A 26,729-nucleotide genomic window follows, 5' to 3' on the forward strand; every position below is an offset into this window, starting at 1 on the left:
CAGCGCCGCGCGGCAAAATTGAGAAAGGGGGGATAGCGCGCATGGAGGCGACGCGGCTGCCCTGTCGTCCTCTTGAGAATGTGGAGGAGGACCAATGCTGAATGAGGATCGCGTTCGCCAGCTCTCCGCCGATACTGTTCCCGGAAAGAGCGGCATGACCATGCAGGCGCCACAGCGCGAGCGAGGCCTGTGGAGCTTCCTGACCTGGTCGTTCTTTCTCTCCCAACTTGCGATCGGCAACGCATTTGCCTCTGGTGCCGCGCAAGCGGGTGGCGGCGTCGACTTGAATGCGCCCGAGGGAACGAGCAATCCGGCGAACACCGCGAACGCCCTCACCACGCCGGATTTCCGCGCGGTCAGCATGTCCGAGCCCCAGTCCGCCGGACCGCCCACCGGCACTGCCCAGGAGATGGCCAGCGCGGTCAATGCAGGGCCCAAGGCTGGCGGCACCGAGCAGCACGATGCGGCGAGTGAAGCCGGCACTGCCGTTCACGCGGCGATCGCGCAGGGCGCGAGCGGATCCGAAAGCACGCAGGCCGTCGTCGAAGAGGCCTCCAGTGATGGTCTTCCACCCACTGACGCGCCTGGCGTGATGCCAGGGAGCGAGCTTCCGCCAGCGGGAGAGCTTCCCCCCGTTCTTGGTGGTGTCCTGCCTCCAGTCCTCGAAACGGTTAACGATCTTATCGGTGGTCTCGGCCCGACACTCGATGGCCTCGTCGTTCCCGTCGTCGAGACCATCGACGATCTCGCGAGTGTTCTCGGGCCGACGCTCGATCATGTGCTCGCGCCCGTCGAGTCCCTTGTCGACGGCGTGCTCGGCGGACTGCAGCCGACACTGGATCCGCTGGTTGCGCCGGTTGCGACACTCGCGGAAGGTCTCGGCGAGCTCGTCGAACCGATCGGCAGTGTCGCTGGTGAGATCATGACTCTGGCAGACCCCATCCTCGACGCCGTCGAGCCGGTTCTGTCACCGGTCATGAATGCCGTCGATGCTGCTGCGCCCATTCTCGATCCAGTCGTTGATCTGGCGGCACCCGTCGTCAATGTCATCGAGCCTGTTACCGCGCCCTTGCTGCAATCTTTCGCGTCAGCTGTGGAGCCTGTTCTCGAGATTCTGCCGCCCAACATCGGCAATGCCGGCCTTCTGAGCGGTCTTTTCGGCAGCAGCGGATCAGACTCTGTCGCCTCCTCGGGCTCGATCGAGTTCTCGGCTACCGCCGAAGCCGCTGGGCATGACCTGTTCCAGGCAGGGACCTACACGGAGTTCGGCATCGCGCTGCAGGAGACGCCGTCGGGCGATGATGCAGGTGCAGGCGATCTGCTCGGCAACGTCGCCGATACCGTTGGCGCGCTGACTAGTGACGCCGATGACAGTGGACAGGGGTTGCCGTCGCTGATCGGCAACCTGCATCACGAGATCGGCCTGCGCGGTTTGGGTGAAGGACTGATCTGATGATGGATGGGGGGATGCATCGAGCTGATGTGGCGCCGGCCTCCCAGAGTCCTGGGTGGCCGGCCACGTTCGCGCGCGCGATCGCGGGAGTGCGCAAGATCATTGCCCGCGCCGCTCGCGCTGCAAAGCCGGGTGCGTCGGCCGACAAACCGGATCGGAGCAGCGATCCGCTGACGCATTGGCGCGAGATCGCGCGCGCCAATCTCATTGCCGTCGGCATCTTCTCGGTATTCGTCAATCTGCTGATGCTGACGATGCCGATCTACCTCTTCCAGATCTCCGATCGCGTGTTGACAAGCCACAGCTTCGACACGCTGCTCATGCTCTCCCTCGTCGTGCTGGGCCTGATTGCCGTGCTTGCCGTGCTCGACACGCTGCGTCGGCAAGTGCTGAGCCGGCTCGCGACCAGGATGGAGACGATCCTCGGCGGCCCGATCATCGCCAGCATCATCACACAGGCGCCCGCATCCGATGGCGGCAACGTCCAGCCGTTGCGCAATCTGCATCAGGTCCGCAGCTTCCTCTCCGGGCCGATCATGCTGGTGCTGTTCGATGCGCCGATGGCGCCGCTCTACTTCGCCGCGATTTTCCTGATCCATCCCCAGCTCGGCTATCTCGTGCTGATCGCCGGCCTGCTGCTCATCGGCATTGCGCTCCTCAATCAGCGCGCGACGTCCATGCCGCTCGGCCAGGCCGGGGTCTACGGCGCCAAGGCGGATGCACAGGCCGAGTCCCTCGCGCGCAATGCCCAGGTCGTGAATGCCATGGGCATGCTGAACGAGAGCGTCGCGCAGTGGGGGCGCGAGCAGGCCGTCGCCCTGACGACGCAGTCGGACGCGCAGGACCGCAGCGTGTGGATCAGTGGGCTGTCGCGCTTCGTGCGGCTGATAACACAGATTGCCATTCTCGGTTGGGGTGCCTACCTCGCGCTCAATGGCCAGCTCACGGGCGGCATGATGATCGCAGCGTCGATCATTGCCGGGCGCGCGCTGCAGCCGCTCGAAGGCATGATCGAGGGGTGGCGCAGCGTGTTGCAGGCCTGGACTGCGTATGGCCGCATGTGCGCGGCCGTACAGGCTCTGCGCAGCGAGCCGCCGCGCTTGAAGCTGCCGAAGCCCAAGGGCCATCTCGTCGCGGACAAGCTGCTGTATCTGCCGGCAGGCACCAAGGAACCCGTGCTCAACGGTGTGAGCTTCGAGCTGCTGCCAGGCGAGTCGCTTGCGATCGTGGGGCCGTCCGGCTCAGGCAAGTCGACGCTCGCACGTATGCTCGTCGGCTGCCTCCATCCGACGGCTGGCAAGATCCGCCTCGATGCGACGGAGCTGCGCAACTGGGACCGCCGCCAGTTCGGCGAGTTCACCGGCTACCTGCCGCAGGAAGTGGAGCTCTTTCCCGGCACCATTCGCGAGAACGTGTGCCGTATGCGCGGCGATCTGCCCGACGAGACGGTCTATCGCGCAGCGCAGCTCACGAGCGTTCACGAGATGATCTGCCATTTGCCGAGCGGCTACGAGACCGTTCTCGAGCGCAGTGGCGCGCCGCTCTCGGGCGGCCAGAAGCAGCGCATTGCGCTGGCCCGCGCGTTCTTCGGCGATCCGGCGCTCGTCGTGCTCGACGAGCCGAACTCCAACCTCGATGCGATCGGCGAGCAGGCGCTCACCGAGGCCATGCAGCGCGCCAAGAAGTGCGGCATTACCGTCGTCGTGGTGACGCAGCGCCCGGCGCTCCTCAACATCGTCGACAAGGTTCTGATCCTGCGCGCCGGCCGCGCCGATGCCTTCGGCACACCGCAGGAAGTCCTGCGCCGCCTCTATGCAGCCAAAGGCACAGCCGCGCCGGTTGCGGCCGCGTCAATGCCGGTCGAAGCAGCAGAGTAGCGACGGGGGACGCCGAGCGATGAGCAACTGCCCGAGCATTGATCAATGGCACAAGGGTGTGCCGACCGACAGCCGCGGACCGATCCGCATTGGCGCTGCGATCCTCCTGCTCTGCCTCGGCGGCTTTAGCGTTTGGGCCGCCGTCGCGCCGCTCGAGGGCGCGGTCGTCGTCTCCGGCTCGTTCATGGCCACGGGCCAGAACAAGCAGGTGCAGCATCTCGAAGGCGGCATTGTCCGCGATGTTCTGGTGCGCGAGGGCCAGCTCGTGGAAGCCGGCCAGCCGCTGCTCAGGCTCGATCCGACCGCCGCCGAAGCGCGCCTGCGCCGGCTCGTGCTTCGCCAGCACCGTCTCGTCATTCTGAAGGCGCGCCTCGAAGCCGAAGCCAAAGGCGCGGCACACTTCGCGCTGCCGACGAACGGGGACTTCGTCGACGAAGCCGGCGAGGTGGCCACGATCTATGCGCGTCAGCTCATCGAGCTCAAGGCGCGGCGCACGAAGATCACCGATGAGGAAGCTGTCCTGAGGCGCGAGATCGCGGGCCTGCACGAGAGCATCTCCGGCTATCAGGCACAGGCAGCGGCCACAGAGGAGCGCATCGCGCTCTTTGCCCAGGAGCTCAAGGATAAATCCACGCTGCTCGAACGCGAGCTCGTTCGGCGGACGGAAATCCTCGCACTCCGTCGCGCGGAAGCCGGTCTCTCGGGCGAGCTGGCGAGCCTGCAAGCCCGCGCCGCGGATGCGCGCGAGCGTGTGTCGCGCGCCGAGCAGCAGATCGCGCATCTCCGCTCGGCGGCCCTGCAGAAGTCCTTGGAGGATCTGCGCGCGACCGAGACCGAGCTTGACGACGTCAATGAGCAGCTTCGCGCGGCGCGGGATGTCATGGACCGCATCGAAATTCGCGCACCGGTCGCCGGCATCGTCGTGCGGCTCATGCACAACACGAAGGGCGGAGTCGTCGCGGCCGGCGCCGTCGTTCTGGAGCTGTTGCCGGTCGACGACGAGCTGATCATCGAGGCCCGCCTGAACCCGAACGAGGTGGTGCACGTCAAGGAAGGCCTCGGCGCCATGGTGCGGCTGAGTGCGCTCAACCAGCGGCTCACGCCCATGATCGAGGGCAAGGTCGTGTACCTTTCGGCCGATACGGTCTCCCAACGCGAGCCGTTCGGGGCGAAGGAAGCGGCCCGTCGCGATACCTTCGTCGTGCGCGTCCAGCTCGATGAGGCGAGTGCCCGCAGCAAGATCGAGAGCTTCCGCCCGACCCCCGGAATGCCGGCCGACGTCTTCATCAAGACGGACGAGCGCACGTTCCTGGAGTACATCTTGAAGCCGCTCAGCGACACCTTCGTTCGCGCATTCCGCGAGCAGTAGGCTGTCGGCGCTGGTCGCGGCCGCCCGGGACTTATCGGCCTTTTGTGCGGTCACACCTTGCCATATGCTCCGGGCCGATCCCGGAGGACCCGGCTTGCCGCCCAATCGACGACTGCCCGCTCTTGGCGCCCTGCGCGCCTTCGAAGTGCTCGCGCGCTGCGGCACGCTTGCCAAAGCCGCGGACGAGCTCTGCGTGACGCCTTCGGCCGTCGGCCATCAGGTGCGTGCGCTCGAAGCCTGGCTCGGCACGCCATTGTTCGTCGCACACGGCCGGCAGCGCCTGCTGACGCCGGATGGCGTGCGTCTCGCGAGCGACATCGGCAAGTCGTTCGATCAGATCGAGCAGGCGTGCCGCGCCGTGGCTCAGCACGAGGGGCACGAGCTCTATGTGAACGTCACACCGACGTTCGCCATCCGCTGGCTCGTTCCGCGGCTCGGCCGATTTCATGCCCGTCACCCCGACGTCGCCGTCCATATCGAGACGAGCGCCAAACCGATCGACATGACACGCGAGAATTTGCACGCAGCTTTGCGGTTCGGCAGGCCACCCTGGCACGGCCTCACCGCCGAGCTGATCTTCCTCGAGGACATCTTTCCGGTCTGCCATCCGAAGCTGCTGAGCGGACGCAAGCGGCTCGCCAAGCCGGAGGACCTGCGCCACCACACGCTGCTGCACACGCTCTATCGGCGTGATGACTGGGCGCGCTGGCTGAGTGCTGCCGGTGTTGCGCCGTCGGTCGTGGATCCTACGCAGGGTCTCACCTTCGATCTGACGACCATGGCCATCGATGCCGCCGAGAACGGCCTCGGCGTTGCCATTTCGCGCGAGGCGCAGGTGGCAGGCGTCATCGAAAGCGGGCGCCTCGCCGCGCCATTCCGCCGTGATCTGCTGCGGGGTGAAGGCTGCTACTTCCTGACCAAGCCCGCCGATTGGAATACACAGCACGTGGCAGCGTTCCGACATTGGCTTCTGGAGGAAGCGCGCCGCGCCTTTCCGGCGACGGCCGAGGTGTAGGGTGCGGCGGCGCAGGCTGTAGTTTTTCTCCACTAATCCTGGAGAAATCCGTTCTTGCCCACGATAATGGGCGGTCTAGATTTCCTCGCCGACGCGCGCCCAAGGTGAGGAACTCATGCTCGATTCTGCTGCAACGTCTGGGCCTCAGAGAGCGGCACTCGCGGGTATTCGCGTCATCGAGCTCGCAAATTTCGTTTCAGGTCCGTTCATCGGCATGCAGCTCGCCGACTATGGCGCGGACGTCATCAAGATCGAGCATCCGACCCGCGGCGATGGCATCCGCACTTGGGGCAACCGCAAGAACGGTATCGGGCTCTATCACAAGGTCCTCAACCGCAACAAAAAGAGCGTGTCGGCCGACCTCGGCACGCCGCTCGGCGTGGAGATCGTGCGCCGCCTCGTGGCGCGCGCCGACGTCGTCATCGAGAACTTCAGGCCGGGCACGCTGGAGGAATGGGGGCTCGGCTATGACGTGCTGTCGGCCGTCAATCCGGGGCTCGTGCTCGTGCGGGTTTCCGGATTCGGCCAGACAGGTCCTTATCGCGAGCGTTCCGGCTTCGGCTCTTTGGCCGAGGCCATGACGGGCTTTGCCTACACGAACGGTTTTGCCGATCGCCCGCCGCTGCTGCCGAGCTTTGCCATGGCGGACTCGACGACGGGGCTCGCCGGTGCCTTTCTGACGCTCGCGGCTCTCGAAGCGCGTCGCAACAATGGCGGCAAGGGCCAGATCATCGACTTGCCGATCTACGAGCCGATGCTGTCGCTCATGGGGGCGCAGGTCGTGGACTACGATCAGCTCGGCATCGTCCAGCAGCGTCAAGGCAGTCGGTTGCCGCTCGTTTCACCGCGCAATACATTTCGGACGCGTGACGGTGGCTGGATTGCGCTCTCAGGCGGCGCACATGCGGTCTTCCAGAGATTGTGCACGGCGCTGAATGTTCCGGAGCTCGCCGACGATCCGCGCTTCAGCGACAATCAGAAGCGGCTCGAGAATGCCGATGCCATCGAGCAGGCGCTGCAGGATGCCATCGGTAAATTCACGCTGAAGGAAGTCGCGGCGCGACTGCGCGAGCATGATGCCCCTGGCGCCCCCGTCTACAGCGTCGCCGACATGTTCGAGGACCCGCACCTTCTGGCGCGTGAGAACATCACCACCGTCGCCGACGACGAGCTTCAGGACGGCATTCAGATGCCGAATGTCATCGGTAAATTCTCGGAGACACCGGGCATGGTGCGGCACGCCGCGCAGCGGCTCGGCGCGAGCAATCTGGAAGTGCTCGTCAAAGAGCTTGGCTTCGATGCGGACGAGCTGACGGCGGCCGGCATCAAACTTTGATCGTCGGCTGCGGACAAGTCTGGAGGTAAATGATGGCGGACAAGAAGGGCGGACCGCTCGCAGGTATCAAGATCATCGAGATCGCGGGCATCGGCCCTGCGCCTCTCTGCTCGTCGCTGCTCGCCGACATGGGCGCCGACATCGTGCGCATCGATCGGCCACAGCCGACGGGCTTGGGCTTCGAGTTCGCGGGGCCGGAGGCGGATGTGCGTCGACGCGGCCGCCCTTCGGTGGCGATCGACCTCAAGCACGCGAAGGGCGTCGAGACGCTCCTGCGCATGATCGAGCAGGCCGATGCCCTGATCGATCCCATGCGCCCCGGCGTCATGGAGCGGCTTGGGCTCGGCCCGGAAGTCTGTCACGCGCGCAATCCGCGCCTCGTCTATGGCCGCATGACGGGCTGGGGTCAGCACGGTCCGCTCGCCTCGGCGGCGGGACATGACATCAACTACATCTCGCTTTCGGGTGTCCTGCACGCCATCGGCACGCGCGAGCAGCCCGTGCCGCCGCTCAATGTCGTCGGCGACATGGGCGGCGGTGCGATGTTCCTGCTGACAGGTCTTCTCGCGGGTATTCTCGAAGCAAAGAACTCCGGGCGTGGTCAGGTGGTCGATGTCGCCATGACCGAAGGCTCCGCGTACCTTGCGCTCGCCTGCTTTGGATTGGCGGCGGTTGGCGAATGGTCCGAGCAGCGCGAGGACAATTTCATCGACGGCGGCGCGCCCTTCTGGCGCTGCTACAAGACAAAGGACGGCAAGTTCATCTCCGTCGGCGCCGTCGAGGCGAAGTTCTACGACATCCTGCTGCGCACGCTCGGCCTCGATCCCTCAACGTGCCCGGAGCAGTTCGATCGCGCGAGCTGGCCGATGATGCGCGAGCGCTTTGCGGCGCTCTTCGAGGAGAAGACGCGTGACGAATGGTGCGCACTCATGGAAGGCACGGACATCTGCTTCGCGCCCGTGCTGAGCTTCTCGGAGGCCGCCGAACATCCACACAACAAGGCGCGAGGCAGCTTCGTGACGGTCGACGGCATTGTCCAACCAGGGCCGGCGCCGCGCTTCAGCCGCACGCCGTCGAGCGTCAAAGGCGGGCCGCCGCCTTTCGGCGCACATACGGAGGCAACGCTCCAGGCCTGGGGTTTCTCGGGCGCGGAAATAGCGGCACTCAAATCCGAGAAGGCCATCGGCCGCCAAGTTTGAAGCTCTGCGCGTCTCCCTCGCAATCCTAGGGACCGAATTTGCCCGCTCGATCGAGTTGAGCCGAGGTCCGCCGCTTCGTTTCCGCAGGCGGCCGCCCGGACGATATATTCATGAATGGGCCCTGAGCCGACGGTGAACGCGGTGCGCAGGGCCACCGCGCTGTCTGGGGTCGATATTTTTGCCAGCCAACGCGCCTGCTGCCTTCCTCGCAGCCCCGTGATCGGCCGCCCCCTCCCGACCGACGAATCCAGAAAATCTCCACAAATCCTCCAGCACGCCTTCAAGCCGGAGGTGGCGGTGTCTCCTATGTAACCGCTGCCGCCGATCAGCTCGCGTATAGCCCCGGCCGTCGACCCAACGACAAAGAAACAGAGAGATGATCATGAGCACACAATGGCACGTGGTGGGGGCGCGCGGCTCCGATTTTGACGCGGTCCGGAGCTTCCACGCCTTCTTTTCAAGCTTAGTGGAAGCAATCGCCGCGCGAAGGATGGCGCGCGCCGAGCGCGATGTCGGCGAGATCCTCGCCGCGTACAGCGCAGAGCAGCTCGCAGCGTACGGCTGGAGTGCCGAGGATATCCGGCGCCTCAAGCCTGGCGGACGGCGTGAGCCGAGAATTTGAAATCCAAAACCTAGAACGAAAGAAAACGATCATGAGCACCCAGAGAATCGATGTGGGCGGTTTCGTCTACGATCCAAGCACCGGCAATACATCCAGATCCACGCCGTCGTCAGTCCTTGCAGCCATCGGCGCCCGCGCGCGGCTGTGGATTGCGGAATACATCCGCCGGCGCGCCTTCAGGCGTGCGGAGCGCGAGCTCTACATGCTCGACGACCGCATGCTGCAGGACATCGGGCTCTGCCGCAGCGAGATCACCTCGGCGGTCCGCAATCCGGTGCAGGAGCGCATCAACGGCGCGCAGCCACCGGTCGCGGCCTCGTTCTGAGCCAAACAGCATTCGGCCCTCCGCCGAAACCGGCTCGCAGGGATGTCAAACCGCGGTCCCTCGAGCCGCCTCTGAGAATGAGCACGCGGTCCTAGAAACGGAGAACTGAAATGAAGACGATCCTGAGCACCCTCGTGGCCACTGGCCTCCTCGCAAGCGCAGCCCACGCTGAATTCGATCCCTTCAATGATGCCCGCCAGGCGCTGCCGCGCTCGTCGGGCTACGAGCAGGCGCTGCCGTATACCAGCGATGACGGCTATCGCCAGGCACTGCCGCGCTCGAGCAACGACGAGTTCCGCGGTGCGCTTCCTCTGACCGATGAGACATTCCCGGACATCGTGATTGCGACGCCCTGAGCACACGGGCGGCGCAACTAAAGCCTGAGTCAGTAGGGCGGTCCGGAGCACTCCGGGCCGCCACTTCCCGTTGTCCGAGGCGTGCAGCCGCGGCCAATTTGCCCGTCCAGCGCAGCAGCGGGCCGAGATCGAGAGGGCTGGACAGGGAATAGTGATCGACAGTGATTATCTATATTTTGCTACGATCTTGTCGTTGTTCGTTCGGCTGGATACCCTGGCTTGCCGTTAGCGGAGCGACCGGCGGCATCTTTTAGCTTTTGAATGTGTCGTGCTCCGAAAGTGGAGATCGCACCTCCGCGTGTTCGCAAGCCATATTGCGTGCGCGTGCGGGGGCGCGCCAAAAGGCGGCCAGTCTATTTCCCCGGGGTGAGCACTCGGCCCCGAAAGGGCTCATTCGATATGCAATTCGGAATGCTCCATGGGCGCCGGACGCCATCGCTGCCGCCACGGCCGGGCTATCGGCGCGGCAGTCGCTCATCTGTGTTTGCGAAGTGCAGCTTAAGCGCGAGAGGCGCCGGACGCTTGACGGCTTCGTGGAGAATTCCTGGAGAAGTGCCCATTGGCCGGCGACGCTCGTGCGGGGACCGCCATGATCCGCGCGGCGTCGAGCAATCAATCGGAGACGCTCGATGATCTACGTGATCGGGCCAGTTTCCATCGATACGCAGGCTTACGAAGTGCGCCGGGATGGTGCGCCCGTAGGTGTCGAACCGCAGGTGTTCGACCTTCTGGTCCTGCTCATCGAGAACCGAGACCGCATTGTCACGCGCGACGAGATCATCGAGCGTGTCTGGAAGGGGCGCATCGTTTCGGAAGCGGCCATCTCCAGCCGCATCAAGGTGGCGCGCCGCGTGATCGGCGACGACGGCACGGCCCAGGGTCTCATCAAGACGATCCATCGCCGTGGATTGCGCTTCGTCGGCGAGGTTCTGATCGGTGTGGAAAGCCGGAGTGCCGCTGCGGGCGCCGAGACCGTGCCGGCCCCGGCCATCGGGCACAGGTTGCTGCTCGGGAGCGACGGGGCATCTCCGTCGGGCCTCACTCTGACGACGCCCTCGATGGAGACGCAGCTCGTCAATTCCGACACGGCCAGCGGGCTCGATCTCAGCTTGCCCAACCGGCCCTCGCTCGTCGTGCTTCCTTTTGCCGTGCTCGGCGGCGACGAGCACGGCCGTGTCATCGCCGATGGCCTGACGCTCGACATCATGACGCGGTTGGCGCGCACGCGCTGGCTGTTCGTCATTTCGCGCGGCACGGCCTTCATGTTCCGCGGCACCTTGCAGGATACTCGGAGCATTTCGCAGAAGCTCGGCGTTCGCTATGTCGTGCAGGGCAACGTCCAGTTCCTCGGTCAGAGGGTTCGCGTCAATGCCGCCCTGACGGACGCCATTTCGGAGCGCGAGGTTTGGGCGGATCATTTCGACCGAGGCATCGACGACATCTTCGCCATACAGGACGATATTGCGAACATCATCGTCGGCTCGGTCGAGAGCGAGATCGAACAGTCCGAACGCCAGCGGGCACTGCTCAAGCATCCGGCCACGCTCGACGCATGGAGCGCCTACCATCGCGCGACATGGCTCATGTACCAGTTCACGCCTGGAGCTTACGAAGAGGCGGAGCGGCTCTTCAAGCTGTCCGCCAAGCTGGACCCTCATGCAGCCCGCGTCTATGCGGGCCTGTCGTTCGTCCATTGGCAGCGCGCATTTCTCGAGATCAGCAAGGATCGCGAGAGCGAGGTCCAGCGGGCGTTGGAATACGCGCAGCAGGCATTGAGCATCGATCCGCGCGAGCCGCAGGCACACTGGGCGCTCGGCCGCGCATACCTGCTGCAAAGGGACTTCGATCTTGCTCTCGAGGAGATCGGCCTGTCGATCGAGCTCAGCCCGAGCTTTGCGCTCGGCCACTATTCTTCCGCGTTCGCGAAGCTCCTGAGTGGAGACTACGCCGGCAGCGTCGGCTCCGTGCGTACGGCGCGTCGTCTCAGTCCTTACGACATCATGAGCTTCGCGATGATTGCGCTGGAGGCTTTCGACGCGGCAGTAGCGGGCAACAACGAGCTGGCCGCGACGCTTGCGGACCGCGCGGCGCGTCAGCCGAATGCGCACTATCACATCCTGGCCATTGCCGCGTTCTGCAACTCACTCGCGGGGCGCGATGCGGCCGCACGCCAGTACATCGATCGCCTGGGCAAGGTGCATCCGGGCTACCGCATCAGCGACTATTTCCAGGCATTCCCGTATCGCGAGGATACGTTGAAAGGCCGGATGCGGAACGAGCTCCGCAGGCTCGGCCTCCCCGAGTAGTGCACGTCGCGCTGATCCTCGTCATCTTCGCTGCCAGAACGACGTGCGGGGGAACCTTGGTGCGCGGTCGCTGGTTACCCGATACGGCAATGTAACAAGTGAGGTGACGCAATGAACCGCGTACTCCCCGCAACGGCTATCGTCGCGGCTGCCATGTTCAGTGGCGCCTCGGGCGCGTCCGCAGCGCCTCCAGCTCCTCTTGCCTCGAGCGCGGCCAAGGACTTCAGCCAGATCGAGAAGGTTTATGATCGGGGCACCTACAGGGTGCGCAGATACTATCGCTACGGGTACGACGGTCCCGTCTACTACCGTCGCCCCGCGTATCGCTACTACTACGGCGAGCCGTACTACTACGGTCCGCCGTACGTGTCCGTCGGCGTTCCGTTTTTCAGTCTGAGTATCGGCCCCGACCGCCGCTACTACCACCGCCGCTACGATGGCCGACACTTCTACGCCGACTGGTGATGTGCAGTTGTGATGCGCAATCGGCGAAGGACAAGGGAGCGGTGCAGCGCCGCTCCCTTTGCTTTTAGTGCTGCGCTGAGATGCGGCTGCGGCAGTGAGGGAGCCTCTATCGCGCGCTCACAATGCCGTCGTCGAGAAGCTGGCGATGGAAGCTCAGAATGTGCTCGCGCTTCGGGCAGTCGAACCACAGCCCATCGCAGAGAATCTTGAGCCGCTTCCGGCCCGCGTGAGCATCCGACAAAGGAAGACCCGCGGCCTCCAGCAGCACCGTGCCGAGGTAGGGCACGTCGAGGATGTCCGGGCTCGAGAATTGGGGCTCGAAGCGCACGCCATTGATCACGAAGAACGTCTGGTAGCCGACCGAGCTGCGGCCAACGAGAACGTCCTCTGCCTCCGTGCCCTCGTTGTAGCCGAGCAGCATGCGTGTCGCCATGGGATGATGATCGCCATAGCGCACGATCAGGAAGCGCTCCCCGGGAAAGCGGCGCTCGAGTTCGCCGACGAGGTGCTGGTAGTCGAGACGGGAGAGCCACAGGCGGCGCAGCACCTCGTGCATTTCGGGATGCGTGCCGGCCCCGCCGCCCGGCACTGCCATGTGCGGCTCGTAGGGAAGATCATAGGGCCAGTGGCCGGCCATGGTCTCGATGAACGTGAAGAGCGGTGCGCGCGATGTCGCAAAGTGGCGCGCCATCTCGTCGAGCGCGTTGTCATAGTAGAAGCGATCGCGTTCGTCCGCCCGCTTGGCGCCCTGGTCCCTGGCATCGCGCAGATCGCTGAGACCGACGCTCCTGAAGAAGCGTTCGGCACCCGTGAACGAGCGCAGCATGGGATAGAACATGACGTTCCGGTAGCCGCACTTCTTCAGGATGTTCGGCAGCGTCTCCGTGATCTTGCCGGTCATGAGGCGCTGAACGAAGAGCCGCATGCCGCCGAACGAGTAGCTGGAGAGCCCCGTCATGACCGAGAACTCGGTGAGCACGGAGGCGCCGCCGTAGGTCTCGACCCGCAGGCGATAGGTGTGGCCGTCGTCGGAGCGGAAGAAGTCGTCGAGCTGGCGATCGTACTGGAGCGTGGGGAAGAGCGAGGGCTGAACCGCGGATTCGTGGTGGATGAGGATGATGTGAGGCGGGGCGCTTTGGGGCGCGCAGTTCTCTTTGGGCTGGAGGCGCGGCAACTCGAGAGCCGCGGATGCGGCTGCAGCCTCCATGAGCTGGCCGCGCATCAGCGTCTCGAATGTCTCGGCCCACGAGCGGTAGAAGGACGAGACGTACATGCCTTTGTAGCCGAACAGCGAATGGCGCCGCTCGGCAAGCGAGAGACCGGCCATGGTCGCGCCCGTGGCGAACACCAGCAGCAAGATGGCAGCGACGGATCGCGGAATGCGGATCGGGTCCACACGCCACGCGAGAACAGCAATGAGCGTGGCCAGCATGACCACGAGAGCCGCGGCCAGCACAGGACGGCCGTAGTTGGCGACGAGAAAGTTCAGGTTGGTGCTCGACATCAGGTAGTAGGCGATGTCGTAGGCGTGCAGCACCATATTCATGTACTTGAGCTTGAGCGCCGAGATGGTGGTGACGAGCACGACCTGCGCCACCGTGAGCACGGCGGCGAGCAGCAGTCGGCGCGTCAGGAGGACGATCAGTGTCCCCGTCGTGGCGCAAACAAGGATGGCCAGCAGCACCGTCGTCGGCGGCCCCTCGGTCCATGCGAGCCACGAGGTTAGTGCCAGCGCCAATAGCGCGCTGAGGGCGTAGCTGGAAGCGGGGCTGAGCGTGCGGACGGCGAATGGCCAGCGGCGATGGATGCCTTCGCGAGTGCTGGAGCTGGCGCTGGGGGAATCGGTCATCGGGCGCTGGGGTCCGGGTCCTGTCAGCTTACGCGGTGCATCCAGGAGGGCCCGGGAGACCTGTCATAAAAGTATCATAAAACTTAACGCAGTACACGTCATTCGCGGGCATCGAACATCATTACCGCCCGGAGCGGACCAGGCGGGGCTGCACGGCGGTTGTTGCGTCTGCGAAAGGGAATGCGGGGTCGCGGTATCCCGCCGACGCGTGTGCGGGCGCGGCGTGCTGCCTGCGCCGCGCACGCAGATAACGTGCCGTCAGGTCAAATCGCCAGACGGCTCTCGCGTCGATCGTCCTGCTTGCTTCAGTGCGGACCTTCCTCACCGGTTTGATGCACGAAGCCGAGCATCATCACGCCCTCCGCGATGAGATTGGCGCCGACGAGCACGCCGAACGCCCAGGCCGCCGTGAACGGGAAATTGTAGAAGAGCATCCCGGCGATGATGATCGACAGCAGGCCGCTCAGCGCCAGCAACCAATTTCCCGAGGGCACTTTGAAGCTCCAGAAGAGCTTGGTGATCCCTGAGATGAAGATTGCGGCGATGCACACCAGTGTAATGGTCACCAGCCCCGCCAGCGGATGAACGAGAATGAAGATGCCGGCGACGAAGCTGATGATCGCGAGCGCGATAAGTCCGATCGTGCCCATCCAGCTCGGCGCGCGGAAGGCGACAATGCCCTCGAGGACACCGCTGACCAGGAAGTAGCAGCCGAGAAGCAGCGTAGCCGCGATGCCGGCGTAGAAGGGCGACAGAATGGCGAGAACGCCGAGAACGATCGCAAGCCATGCGGAGATACGGAGCATGTGCCTGTTCTCGGACGTGAGGGGTGGGCGAATGGCAATGGTCATGGCCTGGACTCCTCTGTGCTTGACAGCCCGCATCGCGCGTCCGCCACGCGACGGAGCGAGGATGATGCTCGATTCAGCATCGCTGATCGGCCAAGAGGGATCAGGCGAAATACCGATGATTGGGAGGGACTTACGCCGTAACTCGGCCGTCAAGGCCGCTGGCGCACGAAATTAACCGGTCAAATTGGCTGGTCAAACTCGCGAACCGGCCGCTGCGGTTCGGTTCCCGCAGACGGCTTTGTCGGTCGATCTCAATGCCCGCGGGCGCGGCGTCTGGCGCCGCGCCGGGAGCTTGAGAGCCATAAGGGCTCACATCGGCTGCGGGCCCTGAGGTGCGAGCGGCTTCGCGCCGCGCCCCGGGATCAGGCCGGCCAGGCGATTGCGCAGCCCGAACCAGAAGGCGAACTCGTTGAGGCGCGAGCCCTCCAGAGCGGCGAGACCTGCGGCGGCAATGAACGGCAGGGACTGCACGAACAGCACCGCGGCAAAGAGATAGATCTCCTGTACGCGCTCCCAGTTCGTCCAGTAGAGCAGGATCGAGCTGCCGAACAGCAGGCTGCCGATCACCGCCTCCCAGAAGGCCGGGAAGTCGTTGGCCCGCCGTGCGGCGCCGCCCTTGGCGGTGACGATGAAGGGGAGAGAGTCCTTCAGAAAGCCCGAGCCGACGGCGCGGGCGATCGTCCATTGCACGGACATCGCCGCAAAGAGTGCGCCGAACATGGCGCCGAGAGCCGAGCGCACGCGCAGCCTGTAGAGCGCGATGAAGTGCGCGAGCGTGACGACGAACGCGCCGAGGATCGGCACGGTGAGCACCTTGTCGGGCACGATGTTGCCGACGAAGACGACGAACGGGACCATCAGAAGGTTCAGGATGGCAACGCCGACACCGACGGTCTCGGCGCCCATCCATGTGAGCCAGCCGAGCGCAAAGGCGCGCTTCTGCTCGGGCCGGAGCGCTCGCGCACCGGGCTTGAACTGCTCCCAATGCTTCTTGGCGATCTGCACGCCACCCGACGCCCAGCGATTGCGCTGGCGCTTGAAGAAGGTGAACGTGTCGGGCAGCAGGCCATGGCCGTAGCGGCGGTTCGTGTAGTGCGTGACCCAACCGCGCTCGAGCATGGACAAGCCGAGATCGGTATCCTCGCAGATGGTGTCGCTCGACCAGCCGCCGGCATCGGCCATCGCCGAGCGGCGCATGAGGCACATCGTGCCGTGCGTGACGATGGCATTGATCTCGTTGCGCTGGACCATGCCGATATCGAAGAAGCCCGCGTACTCCTCGTTCATGACGTGGTGCATGACGCTGCGGCTGCCATCGCGGTGATCCTGCGGTGCCTGCACGAGACCGACCTTGGGATCGGCAAATGCAGGGACGAGATCCTTCAGCCAATCCGGCTTCACGACATAGTCGGCGTCGAGAATGCCGATGATCTCGGCGTCGGGGGCAGTGTGCTCGAGCGCCAGGCGCAGCGCACCTGCCTTGAAGCCGACGAGCTGGTCTTCGCGCACGAACTTGAAGCGGTCGCCAAGCGCGCGGCAGTGGGCCTCGACGGGCTGCCAGAACGCCGGGTCGGGCGTGTTGTTGATGACCAGCACGCACTCCAAGTTCGGATAGTCGAGCGCCGCTACGGAATCGAGCGTCGCATTCAGCATTTCCGGCGGCTCGCGGTACGCCGGAATGTGGATCGAGACCTTGGGCGCATAACCCGCGGCCAGGGCTCCATCGGGGAGACCCAGCAGTCGCTGCGGCTTGCGGCCGAAGGCGATGGCCGCGATTTCGTCGATGCGCGCGAGTGCGATGATCACGAGCGGGATGAGCAACAGCGTGCCAATGCCGAAAGCCAGGGCCGCGCCCGGGACGAAGTAGTGGCCGCTCCAGAAGCCGAAGACATAGGCCGTCCAGGCGCCGACAATATGGGCTGCCGATGCGAGCACAGTTGCTTGCGTCGCGGTGGCCCCGGTGATGTTCAGGATCGGTACCGAGAACACGATGCCGACCAGCACGGCGAGAATGCCGAGCTTCCAGTGCGCGGGATCGGAGATCGGTCCGCTCCAGGCGAACTTGGCGTGCCGCGAGGTGTCGTACATGCCCCAGTAGGGACCGACGCCACCCTCGAAGGTCTTCCACGGCTGATCGTAGGCCTCGATGATGTTGTACTCGATGCCCATCGCCTCGGCGGTGTGCAGGAACTCGCGCAGCACCTGGGCCTGGACCAGAGGGCCGGGGTTCGCGGCGCGCCGGTTGTGGCCGGCGCTCGGCCAGCCGAACTCGGCGATCACGATCCGCTTGCCGGGATAGGCCTCGCGGAGCTGGTTATAGATGCGCAGCGTCTGGGCCAGAGCCTCCTTCTCGGAGATGCCTTCCCAGTAGGGCAGGACGTGCGCGGCGATGAAGTCGACGGCCGAGACGAGCTCCGGGTGCTCGAGCCACACATTCCAGATCTCGCCCGTGCTCACGGGAACCGAGACCGAGCGCTTCACGCGCTGGATCTTCTTGATGAGGTCGTCGACGGTCTGATCGGCACGATAGATCGTCTCGTTGCCGACGATGACGCTGTTGACGTTGCGGTAGGTGCGCGAGAGATCGACGACCGCGCGCAGCTCGCGCTCGTTGCGATCCTCGAACTTGTCGATCCAGGCGCCGACCGCGACCTTGAGGCCGAACTCCCGGGCAACCTCGGGGATGAGCTCGGAGCCGCCGGTCGATGAATAGGTGCGGACAGCGCGCGTCACCGGCGCAATCGCCGCGAGGTCGGCCGTCACCTGCTCGACGGTCGTCTGCGTCCCGCTGTCGGGATGCGCGGACCCGTCGAACGGCGTGTAGGACACGCTCGCCAACTGACCGCTGAACTCGGGAGCCGACAGCTCACTCTTCGTGAGATGCCATATCCCGATGTGAGCACATGCAACGAGCGCGCAGACCGAAGCAATAGTGCGCATGGATTGTTCTTCCCAGGGGTGACGGCGAATTCACACAGGCATACGTTTCCCGTCCAGCAGACGGGCTGCACCACATAGACAACGCGCTTCCGACTATTTGGTCGCTTCGCCCCCAGGCGAATTTATCGCGGTTGGTTCCGGCGACAGTTTGGGGTCAATCCAGCACGCGTGCGCGCGTGCGGCTAGGCTCTCCGGCGCTTTGGCATCGATGGTACCTTGTCGAACAACGCACCTGAATGCCGACTGAATGTGTCCCGCTGGACATCCGAAACGGTCATAGACACCCATATGCCGCATCGCCGTATCGATGTCATCGCGCCACAACAGCCCGACGATGCGCCGACCGAGCCAGACGCATTCGGCTTGGCCGCCAGGGCCGGGAATTGCCTTGGCCGCTTCGACGAACTCATCACGGCTCCGCTGCGCGTCCTTCGTGCGATCCTGGGGCTGCTCGGACTTATCCTTCGCCTCCCCGGATTGCGCCATGGCCGCATGTAAACTCGGAGCCGACACGAGCACGAACAGAGCAAGTGTCGACAGTAGGAATCGAAGATAGGACGGCATGGCACCTAGTAGATTGCATCGGTCGCCTCGTAGGTCACGCATGCGTGAGGCGCGAATAGGTCAGTTTTGCGGCGTGCATATGGTTCTGTCTACGGGGGCTTCAAGTCGTGTCAGAATTGCACCAATCGCAGATTGACTTCACTGAAATGCGCATCGCTTCGGTGTAAAGGCGAGCCTTCGGGCCAACGGGGGTATGGTTAAAGGATGCGCAGAGCTGTCGGACTATTCGTCGCCGTCGCGGCCTTGGTCGTTGCGTCGTGGTGGTGGCGCGGGGCGGACGTTACCATGCCGCCGTCGCCGCTCGCACAAGGTGAGCGGCTTCAGTGCGTGTCCTACGCGCCCTTCCGCGACCGACAGACGCCGCTCGACTTCACCACTTATATCCCCGCCGCCCAGATCGAGGATGATCTCAAGCGCCTCGCCGCTCTGACCGACTGCATCCGCATCTACTCGGTTGATGTCGGCCTGGATCAGGTCCCCGAGATCGCCGAACGGCACGGCCTCAAAGTCCTGCTCGGGATCTGGGTGTCGAACCGGCGCGACCGCACGCAGTGGCAGATCAAGACGGGGGTCGCGCTCGCCAAGCGCTTCCCCAATACCGTCCAAGCCGTGATCGTCGGCAATGAAGTTCTCCTGCGGGGGGAAATAACCGCCGATACGCTCACCGAATACCTTCGTGAGGTGAAGGCGCAGGTCTCCCAGCCGGTTACCTATGCCGATGTCTGGGAGTTCTGGATGCGCAACGCGCCATTGGCGCAAGGTGTTGATTTTATTACCATTCACATTCTTCCCTACTGGGAGGATCATCCCATCCCCGCGAAGAATGCCGCCGACCACATCCTCTCGATCCATGGCCAGGTGGCGGCAGCGTTTCCCGGCCGGGAGATCCTGATCGGCGAAGTCGGTTGGCCGAGCGCGGGCCGGATGCGTGAGGGCGCGCTTCCCTCGCCGGCCAGCCAGGCGCTCGTCATGCACGACCTTCTCGCGCGCACCAAGGCCGCTCATATCCGCATGAATGTCATCGAGGCCTTCGATCAGCCCTGGAAGCGTCAGCTCGAAGGCACCGTCGGCGGTCATTGGGGCCTCATCACGGACCCGCCGCGTCGCGTCAAGTTCGCCTGGGGGCAGCCCGTCTCGAACCATCCCCATTGGCCATGGCAGGCGCTCGGCGGTGTGCTCTTCGCCGCCCTGGTTTTTGCTGCAGCCGGTGTCGCCGCGCGCCGAGGCGGGGCAACAGAGCCAAGCCCGCGAGCTTGGCAGACCGTGGCGATCATTGCCGCGGTTGCGGGTGCCACTCTCGGTTGGACCATCGAGGCAGCGTTTCTGGAAAGCCTCGGATGGGGCGGCCTGCTGCGTTCGCTCGCCCTCATCCTCATTGCCGTCGGCGTCCCGCTGGCCTGTGCTGCGGCAATTGGCGCCAGGGTCGGAACCCCGACATTCGCCAACCTTCTCGGCGGCGTCGGCCATGTGCGGGAGTTCCGGCGTCGCAAGCCGCTTGCTTTGACGCTCGTCGCCCTGCTCGCCGCGACGACCGTCGTTGCCATCCAGGCAGCGCTGGGGTTCGCCTTCAACCCGCGCTATCTCGATTTCCCATTCGCGCCGCTGACCGCAGCGGTGGTTCCCTACCTGCTTTTGCAGCAGCACCTGCCGGCCGCAGCGCCGACGCGCGCGATGGCCGAGACGGCCGCCGCCGCTGTTCTGGTCCCGTGCGCAGCTTTCACCACCTGGCAGGAGGGCGCCGAGAACTGGCAGGCTTTGTGGTTCTGCGCGACCCTCGCCGGGCTGGCGATCACTCTGGCTCGGGCGCCGGGCGGGCGAGGCTGAGCACCAGCAGCGCGACGGCCAGTGCCGACAGTGTCGTATTGTAAATGACGAGGCCGTGGCCTGCTGCCACAAGGGCCACGGCGCAAAGCACCACTGACGGCCGGATCAGGTTGAGCAGCGCCGCGACGAGCGCTGTGATGCCGAGCCAGGGCGGGATGTGGAGTGCCAGCAGAAGTCGCATGCTCGCGCAGATCCACGTGTCGGCGCCGGCCTGGCAGGCGAGCGCCACGGATGTCTGCTCGATGGCGAAGTAGCGCACGACCAATGCGTGACCGACCGATGCGATTGCCAGGACAGCCAAGACAAGGCTTTGGCGGGCGGTCGGGCGAAAAAGGGGACGGCTCATCAACAGTGCATCCGGATTTGAGCCAAGTGTGTTTTGGCCGCTTCGCGCACCTTGCCATGCACTGTGGCTGTCGGCGTGAGCGGGCTCGACCTTCTTCCATAGGAAGGCATGGATGCGCAAGAGCGCGGCGCGGCCGTCAGCGACGTTCAATCGTCGCCCGCGACTTCGGCACACGATGCCGGAAATATCCGCAGTAGCGCGCTTGCCGAGTTTGGGCCCTCGAACTACTTCAAGCAAAGGCGGTCCTCCAGCCGCCTCAGTGATGGACATGCGTGCCTTCCTGCAAAGGCCCGCATGCCCATCTGCCTGCGTCCTGCAAGAAGCCGGAGAAGAAAGAGCGGTCAATGCGCGGACGGCTCGGAGAAGGGCAGGGGATGGAGGCAGGCAAAGGCGCGCGTCGGACTTGCCGGCGTAAGGGCCGGCTCACGCGTGTGACAGTCTGATTGCGCGCGCACGCAGCGGCCGGCGAAGCGGCAGCCTGGAGGAAGATCGATCGGGCTCGGCACCTCGCCGGGCAACGGATCGGAGATCGGGGCGAAGAAGCGCGGCGACGCATTGAGGAGTGCGCGCGTGTAGGGGTGAGCGGGCGCCTTCAGCACCTCGCGCGTCGCACCCGCCTCGACGACGCGCCCGAGGTACATGACGGCGATCCGATCGCACAGGTAGGCGGCCACGCCGAGGTCGTGCGTGATGAAGAGAAGGCTCAAGCCCATCTCGCGCTGCAGGTCGCGCAGCAATTGAAGGATTTGCGCCTGTGTCGAGACATCGAGACCCGACACGGCCTCGTCGGCGACGAGCACGGATGGCTCCGATGCGAGCGCACGCGCAATGGCGACGCGACGGAGCTGCCCCCCGGAAAGTGCGCTGACGTAGCGGGACATCATCTCAGGCGCGAGGCCCACGCGCGTGAGGAGGGCGGTGACCCGATCACGCCGCTCGGCCTTGGCACACAGCTTGTGATGATCGAGCGGCTCGGCCACGAGATCGAGCACCGACATGCGCGGATTGAGCGAGCCGCGCGCATCCTGGTAGATCATCGCGACTTCGCGACAGAACCGATCGCGGTCCGTGCCGGCGAGGTCGCCGATGTCCTTCTCGCGAAAAAGCGCTCGGCCGTCGGTCGGCTGTGTGAGGCCGAGCAGCACGCGAAGGAGCGTGGTTTTCCCGGAGCCGCTCTCGCCGACAATGGCCAGGCTCTCTCCTGGCCCGAGGGACAGGCGTACGCCGTCGAGCGCGCGCAGGCGCCGCTTGGCACGCGTGAAGAGCGAACCGCCCTTCGCCCGAACCTCATAAGCCTTCTGGACATCCAACAGTCGGAAGATCGGCGCGGTGGTCATGTCAGAGGATTCCAGCAGGCGAGCTTGCGACCATGTACATCCGCAAGCGGCGGCTTGTTGGCCGCGCATTTCTCGAGCGCGCGCGGGCAGCGCGGCGCAAAGCGACACCCGGGCGTCTTCGATGCGAACGATGGGGCGCCGCTCGGCAGCGGCCTCAGCTCTTCGGTGTCGAACTCCAGAACGCATCCCTTGAGTGCGGCCGTATAGGGATGCATGGGAGCTTCGAGAACAATGCGGCTCGGGCCAGTCTCCATGACCTGTCCGCCGTAGAGCACGACGATGTCGTCGCAGCATTGGCTCGCCAGCGCGAGGTCATGAAGCACGAATATGCAACTCGCGCTGCGGCGCCGGGTCTCCTCGAGGATGAGCCGGATGATCTGGGCCTGGATGGTGACGTCGAGCGCACTCGTCGGCTCGTCGGCGAGCAGCAAGTCCGGGTTGGAGGAGAGTGCGATGGCGATCATCACGCGCTGCTGCATGCCGCCCGACAATTGGTGCGGATAGGCGCTGAGGCGCGATGGCGTATCATTGAGGCCGACGCTCTCGAGAAGCTCGATGGCGCGGGCGCGCGCAGCCGATCGGCTGAGGCCCATCACGCGCCGCAAGGGCGTCATGAGCTGGCGACCGATCGTGAAGCAGGGATTGAGCGCGGCGGACGCGTCCTGGAAAATCATGGCCACGCGCCGCCCGCGCAGCTTGAGCCAGGCGTCCTCGCCCGCTTCCGTGACATTGCCTGCGCCGTCGAGCTCGATGGTGCCGCTGAGGCCCACCTCGGGTGTGCGCAGGAGGCCGATCAGCGTGAGCGCGATGGTCGACTTGCCGGCGCCCGACTCGCCGAGGAGCCCGAGCGTGCCACCGCGCCGGAGCGAGAAGGTCACGTTATCGAGGATCAGGCTCTCGCCACGGCTGAGCGAAAGCTCCTCAATCTTCAGCAGCGGCTTTGATTCAGGTGTCGGCTCGATGCGCTGCCCGAGCGCAGCCGGGAGCGATGTAGAAGCGCGCGCCGCGCCGAGATCCATGGGCTTCATCCCTGCTTCCTCAGCTTGGGATCGAAATGCTCGCGCACGCCGTCACCGACAATGCTGAGCGCGATGAGCAGGATGGCGAGCGCCGTGCCGGGAACGCCCGCGATCCACGGCGCGAAGCTCACGAAGCTGCGGCCCTCCGCGATCATAAGGCCCCAGTCCGGCGTCGGTGGCGCCACACCGATTCCGAGAAACGACAGGCCTGAAGACACGAGCACCGCATAGCTGACGCGGATCGTCGCCTGCACGGCGAGCGGAAAGATCACGTTCGGCAGGATGTGCCGCCAGATGATGGCCAAGCGCTTCACGCCCATGAGCCCGGCGGCTTCTACGAAGGCTTGCGCCTTGATCTGCAGCACGTCGGCGCGAACCGTGCGCGAGAACGGCCCGATCAGGGCGACGCCGACCGCGAGGATCACCTTGTCGACGCCCTGCCCAAGGATCGAGATGAAGGCGATCGCCATGATGAGCGAGGGAAGCGCGAGCAATGCATCGATGAAACGCATCAGCGCCCATTCAGTTACGCCGCCCGATAGCCCTGCGGCCATGCCGACGATGAGGCCGCCCATGGCGCCGATCAACACCGCGCCGAAGCCGATCGCGAGGGCGTAGCGCGCGCCGTAGATGGTTCGTGAGAGCAGATCGCGACCGAAACTGTCCGTGCCGAGCAGGTGGTTCTCGGTTAGCGGCGGCGACATGAAGGCGGCCATGTCCTGGTCGAGCGGAGGATGTGGCGCGACCAGTGGCGCAAATACTGCCGAAAGGACGAAGATCGCGACCACGGTGGCGGCAATCACGAAGAAGATGTTCGAGCGCGCAAAGGCAAGAATGGCACTTACGCGCGCCGGCTGCTTGGAGAGTTCTATGTCGGCTGAGAGATCGACCATCAGCGAGGCCTTAGGCGCGGATCGAGATAGGGATAGGCGAGGTCGACGAGCAGGTTCGTCGTGATGAACAGGCACGCGGTGATCATCACGCCGGCCTGCACGATGCCGTATTCGCGATTGAGCACGGCATTGGTGATCATCTGGCCGATGCCGGGCAGCGAGAACACGGTCTCCGTCAGAACGGCCCCCTGGAGCAGCGCGCCGAGCTGAAGGCCGAGGATGGTGACGAGCGGCATGAGGATATTGCGCAGGCCGTGCACCCAGACCACGCGCCAGTTTGGCTCGCCGCGTGCCCGCGCAGCGGCGATATAGGGCTGCTCCAGCACCTCGATGAGATTGGCGCGCGTCATGCGCACGATCATGGCGAGGAAGTAGATCGAGAGCGTGATCGCCGGCAGCGTCATGTGCGTGATGCCGCCCCAGAAGTCGTTCCACGGCGCCACGAAGCCCATGGTCGGAAAGAGGCCGAGCTTCACCCCGAACAGCCAGATGAGGAGAATGCCGAGATAGAAGCTCGGAAAAGACGTGCCGGTCAGCGTGAAGACGGACGTGATGGCATCCCAGCCGCTACCGCGCCGCGTTGCCGACAGCACGCCGAGCGGCACGCCAATGAGTATCGACAGCGCGAGCGCCGACACGGCAAGCGTCAGCGTCACCGGCAGTGCCTCAATGAAGGCGTATTGAAAGATCGGGGCCTTGCCCACATAGGACACACCCCAATCGCCCGTGACGAAGTTTTTGAGCCAATGAAAGTACTGCTCGACCATCGGACGGTCGAGGCCGAGCTGCTTCATGAGCGATGCGTACGCCTCCGGCGAGTTCTCCGTCCCCAGCATGATCTGGATGGGATCGCCCGGCGCCAGCTTCAACAGCGTGAAGCTGACGACCGAGACGATCAGCAGGACCATCAAGGTCTGGAGAACCTTGCCGGCGGCGAACAGCAGCATCAGCCGAGGCTCACCGTATGCAGGTTGAGACTGTCCACGGGGATGTACTTGAAGTCCTTCACCTTCTGCGAGAAGGCCTTGAACACCGGCATGTGTGAGACGATTGCGATCGGCGCCTCGTTCATGAGGATATCGCAGGCCTCGGTGTAGTACTCCTTGCGCTTGGCCACATCGAGCGTGTCCTGCGCGGCGTTGACGAGCTCGTCGAAGCGCTTGTTGGACCAGCCTGGATAGTTCCAGGCTTCGCCCGTGCGGAACTCCGGCGTGATCGTCTCGTCGGGATCGAGATCGGCCCACCAGTTGAAGTCGAAGAGATCCCACTCGCCGGAATTGCGGCGCTGGATCCATGCCGCGCGCTCGACCACCTCGATCTTCGGTTTGATGTCGATCGCTGCCAGCATCGGCAGCACGCTCTGCACCAGACGTGTGCCGAAGAGGCCGGATTCAGAGGCGAGGAACAGCGGCTCGATCGCTCCTTTGACCTTGGACTTCGCGCGGAACTCCTTTGCCTTGGCCAGATCGAAGAACTGCCCGCGGCCGGACTTCGCGACATCCGGATCATAGAAGTCGGTCATCGGCGGCGAGATCGGCGTGTACGCCGGAATGGCGTGGCCGAAGAAGGCCTGCTTGATGGCAACCTCGCGATTGAGCGCGAAGGCAACGGCGCGCCTGAGGTCCATGTCGTCGAACGGCGCGCGCTTGCAGTTCATGCCGACGTAGACGTAGTTGCCCTCGATCTCGCCATAGACCTGCAGGTTCTTCTGCGCCTTGAGCTGGCTGACGAACTGCACCGGCACATCGCCGAGACCGTCGATCTGGCCGGAAAGCATCGCGGCGATCGCAGCAGAGGGTTCCTTCATGAGGAGGAAGGTCGCGCGATCGAGCTTGGGCAGGCCCTTCTCGAAGTAGTCGGGGTTCTTCTCGATGACGATCGCATCGTTCTCGCGCCAGCTCACGAACTTGAAGGGCCCGGTGCCGACGGGATTGCGGCCGAACTTGTCGCCGTACTTCTCGACGGCGGCCTTCGAGACGATCGTGCCCGCGCGGCCGGTGCTGCCCGTAAGGGCGACAGGAAGGAAGGCATAGGGCTTGTTGAAGGTCAGCCGCACGGTCAGCGGATCGAGGACCTCGACGCTCGCGAGCTCCTTGTACTTCCACGCGTGCGTCGAGCGCGGCGTGCCCTTCCACACGCGCTCGACGCTCCATTTGACGGCTTCGGCATCGCAGGGTGTGCCGTCGTGGAACTTGACGCCCGGGCGCAATTTGAATGTGTGAACTTTGTCGTCCTGGATTTCCCAGGTCTGCGCGAGATCGGGGACGAAGGAAACGCGCTTGCCGTCGTACTCGACCTTGAGCAGGCCGTTGTAGATGTTGTTGTGGATCTTCACGGCGCCGAGAAAGCCGGTGAAATGCGGGTCGAGCGTATCGACGTGATCGATCCATCCGAGACGAATGTGGCCGCCGCCATTGGCGTGCGCGGATCGCGATCCAAGTCCGGTTGCCAGGACCGCCGTGCCGGCACCGAGCCCGCGCATCAGGTCGCGTCGGTTGATACTGCCAAGAACTCTCTCCTCGAGAATGCTCTTATGATCGACCATCTTGTCGCTTTTCTCCGTTTGACGCGCGTGCAGACCGGACGCATTCGGATTTCGGTGCGCGCAATATCCCCGCGCGCGCCCGAGCGCTGTCGCTGAGGCGTGTGAAGCTCGACCCGAAATCGAACAAGGATCTGCAAGCTGTGTGCCAAAGCGGAAACGAGCGTTTCCTGCTGATACGGCGCGCGTATCGCCATCATCATTCGCCGCGCGCGCGATGAAATCGAGCAATCTGCCAGGA

Annotated in this window: 22 protein-coding genes; 12 read left to right on the plus strand and 10 right to left on the minus strand. The window is 64.7% G+C overall.

Translation table 11 applies throughout. From position 1 onward, the window contains the following. The first annotated feature begins 94 nt into the window (after positions 1-94). From CS1BSM3_RS17040 to CS1BSM3_RS17085, 11 genes are all read left to right on the plus strand, one after another. Positions 95-1,453: a hypothetical protein gene (locus CS1BSM3_RS17040; protein ID WP_072388904.1), complete on the plus strand. Its 1,359-nt coding sequence runs from the start codon at positions 95-97 to the stop codon at positions 1,451-1,453. Between the two features lie 14 nt (positions 1,454-1,467). Further along, a complete protein-coding gene (locus CS1BSM3_RS17045; protein ID WP_083528673.1) occupies positions 1,468-3,330 on the plus strand; it encodes a type I secretion system permease/ATPase in 1,863 nt (620 codons plus the stop codon). A gap of 19 nt (positions 3,331-3,349) precedes the next feature. Next, positions 3,350-4,699 (plus strand): HlyD family type I secretion periplasmic adaptor subunit, encoded by a 1,350-nt coding sequence (locus tag CS1BSM3_RS17050; RefSeq protein WP_072388906.1) that lies wholly within the window; start codon positions 3,350-3,352, stop codon positions 4,697-4,699. A gap of 94 nt (positions 4,700-4,793) precedes the next feature. Then, the gene (gcvA, locus tag CS1BSM3_RS17055) at positions 4,794-5,714 is read left to right on the plus strand and encodes a transcriptional regulator GcvA (RefSeq protein WP_174263712.1); all 921 of its coding nucleotides are present in this window, start codon (positions 4,794-4,796) and stop codon (positions 5,712-5,714) included. A gap of 115 nt (positions 5,715-5,829) precedes the next feature. After that, positions 5,830-7,050, plus strand: coding sequence for a CaiB/BaiF CoA transferase family protein (locus CS1BSM3_RS17060; protein ID WP_072388910.1), 1,221 nt, complete (start codon positions 5,830-5,832; stop codon positions 7,048-7,050). Positions 7,051-7,082: 32 nt separating this feature from the next. After that, positions 7,083-8,249 (plus strand): CaiB/BaiF CoA transferase family protein, encoded by a 1,167-nt coding sequence (locus CS1BSM3_RS17065; protein ID WP_072388912.1) that lies wholly within the window; start codon positions 7,083-7,085, stop codon positions 8,247-8,249. A 382-nt stretch (positions 8,250-8,631) separates the two neighbouring features. Continuing rightward, positions 8,632-8,871, plus strand: coding sequence for a hypothetical protein (locus CS1BSM3_RS28310; RefSeq protein WP_174263713.1), 240 nt, complete (start codon positions 8,632-8,634; stop codon positions 8,869-8,871). A gap of 31 nt (positions 8,872-8,902) precedes the next feature. Then, the gene (locus CS1BSM3_RS17070; protein ID WP_072388914.1) at positions 8,903-9,196 is read left to right on the plus strand and encodes a YjiS-like domain-containing protein; all 294 of its coding nucleotides are present in this window, start codon (positions 8,903-8,905) and stop codon (positions 9,194-9,196) included. Between the two features lie 110 nt (positions 9,197-9,306). After that, entirely contained in the window at positions 9,307-9,552 is a 246-nt protein-coding gene (locus CS1BSM3_RS17075; protein WP_072388916.1) for a hypothetical protein, read from the plus strand. Between the two features lie 629 nt (positions 9,553-10,181). Beyond that, positions 10,182-11,858: a winged helix-turn-helix domain-containing tetratricopeptide repeat protein gene (locus CS1BSM3_RS17080; protein WP_072388918.1), complete on the plus strand. Its 1,677-nt coding sequence runs from the start codon at positions 10,182-10,184 to the stop codon at positions 11,856-11,858. A 111-nt stretch (positions 11,859-11,969) separates the two neighbouring features. Then, entirely contained in the window at positions 11,970-12,323 is a 354-nt protein-coding gene (locus CS1BSM3_RS17085; RefSeq protein WP_072388920.1) for a hypothetical protein, read from the plus strand. Positions 12,324-12,429: 106 nt separating this feature from the next. Here the strand turns inward: CS1BSM3_RS17085 and CS1BSM3_RS17090 are convergent, their stop codons facing one another. The 4 genes from CS1BSM3_RS17090 to CS1BSM3_RS28655 form a co-directional block, all read right to left on the minus strand. Further along, on the minus strand, positions 12,430-14,172 hold the full coding sequence (locus tag CS1BSM3_RS17090) for a sulfatase-like hydrolase/transferase (protein ID WP_072388922.1): 1,743 nt from the start codon (positions 14,170-14,172) through the stop codon (positions 12,430-12,432). Positions 14,173-14,477: 305 nt separating this feature from the next. Next, positions 14,478-15,023 carry an HdeD family acid-resistance protein gene (locus tag CS1BSM3_RS17095; RefSeq protein ID WP_072388924.1) on the minus strand — a complete coding sequence of 182 codons (546 nt, stop codon included), beginning with the start codon at positions 15,021-15,023 and terminating at the stop codon, positions 14,478-14,480. 309 nt (positions 15,024-15,332) lie between these two features. Next, positions 15,333-17,963 (minus strand): glycosyltransferase, encoded by a 2,631-nt coding sequence (locus tag CS1BSM3_RS17100; RefSeq protein ID WP_072388926.1) that lies wholly within the window; start codon positions 17,961-17,963, stop codon positions 15,333-15,335. 93 nt (positions 17,964-18,056) lie between these two features. Continuing rightward, positions 18,057-18,527: a hypothetical protein gene (locus CS1BSM3_RS28655; RefSeq protein WP_072388928.1), complete on the minus strand. Its 471-nt coding sequence runs from the start codon at positions 18,525-18,527 to the stop codon at positions 18,057-18,059. A 204-nt stretch (positions 18,528-18,731) separates the two neighbouring features. Here CS1BSM3_RS28655 and CS1BSM3_RS17110 point away from each other — a divergent pair, with 204 nt between their 5' ends. Continuing rightward, positions 18,732-20,351 carry a glycoside hydrolase family 17 protein gene (locus CS1BSM3_RS17110; protein ID WP_072388930.1) on the plus strand — a complete coding sequence of 540 codons (1,620 nt, stop codon included), beginning with the start codon at positions 18,732-18,734 and terminating at the stop codon, positions 20,349-20,351. On the opposite strand, the gene CS1BSM3_RS17115 is transcribed toward CS1BSM3_RS17110, so the two are convergent. The 6 genes from CS1BSM3_RS17115 to CS1BSM3_RS17140 form a co-directional block, all read right to left on the minus strand. Beyond that, on the minus strand, positions 20,317-20,697 hold the full coding sequence (locus CS1BSM3_RS17115) for a hypothetical protein (RefSeq protein WP_072393902.1): 381 nt from the start codon (positions 20,695-20,697) through the stop codon (positions 20,317-20,319). The two genes, CS1BSM3_RS17110 and CS1BSM3_RS17115, sit on opposite strands and share 35 nt — an antisense overlap. Before the next feature lie 341 nt (positions 20,698-21,038). Continuing rightward, positions 21,039-22,034: an oligopeptide/dipeptide ABC transporter ATP-binding protein gene (locus tag CS1BSM3_RS17120; protein ID WP_072388932.1), complete on the minus strand. Its 996-nt coding sequence runs from the start codon at positions 22,032-22,034 to the stop codon at positions 21,039-21,041. Beyond that, a complete protein-coding gene (locus CS1BSM3_RS17125; RefSeq protein ID WP_244540549.1) occupies positions 22,031-23,062 on the minus strand; it encodes an ABC transporter ATP-binding protein in 1,032 nt (343 codons plus the stop codon). The genes CS1BSM3_RS17120 and CS1BSM3_RS17125 overlap by 4 nt, the downstream gene beginning before the upstream one ends. Further along, entirely contained in the window at positions 23,059-23,946 is an 888-nt protein-coding gene (locus CS1BSM3_RS17130) for an ABC transporter permease (protein WP_083528677.1), read from the minus strand. Before CS1BSM3_RS17130 ends, CS1BSM3_RS17125 begins: the two co-directional genes overlap by 4 nt. After that, on the minus strand, positions 23,946-24,893 hold the full coding sequence (locus CS1BSM3_RS17135) for an ABC transporter permease (RefSeq protein WP_072388934.1): 948 nt from the start codon (positions 24,891-24,893) through the stop codon (positions 23,946-23,948). Before CS1BSM3_RS17135 ends, CS1BSM3_RS17130 begins: the two co-directional genes overlap by 1 nt. Beyond that, on the minus strand, positions 24,893-26,491 hold the full coding sequence (locus CS1BSM3_RS17140) for an ABC transporter substrate-binding protein (RefSeq protein ID WP_072388936.1): 1,599 nt from the start codon (positions 26,489-26,491) through the stop codon (positions 24,893-24,895). The genes CS1BSM3_RS17135 and CS1BSM3_RS17140 overlap by 1 nt, the downstream gene beginning before the upstream one ends. Between the last annotated feature and the right edge of the window lie 238 nt (positions 26,492-26,729).

It is taken from the genome of Hyphomicrobium sp. CS1BSMeth3, from assembly GCF_900117415.1.
Taxonomy (GTDB): domain Bacteria; phylum Pseudomonadota; class Alphaproteobacteria; order Rhizobiales; family Hyphomicrobiaceae.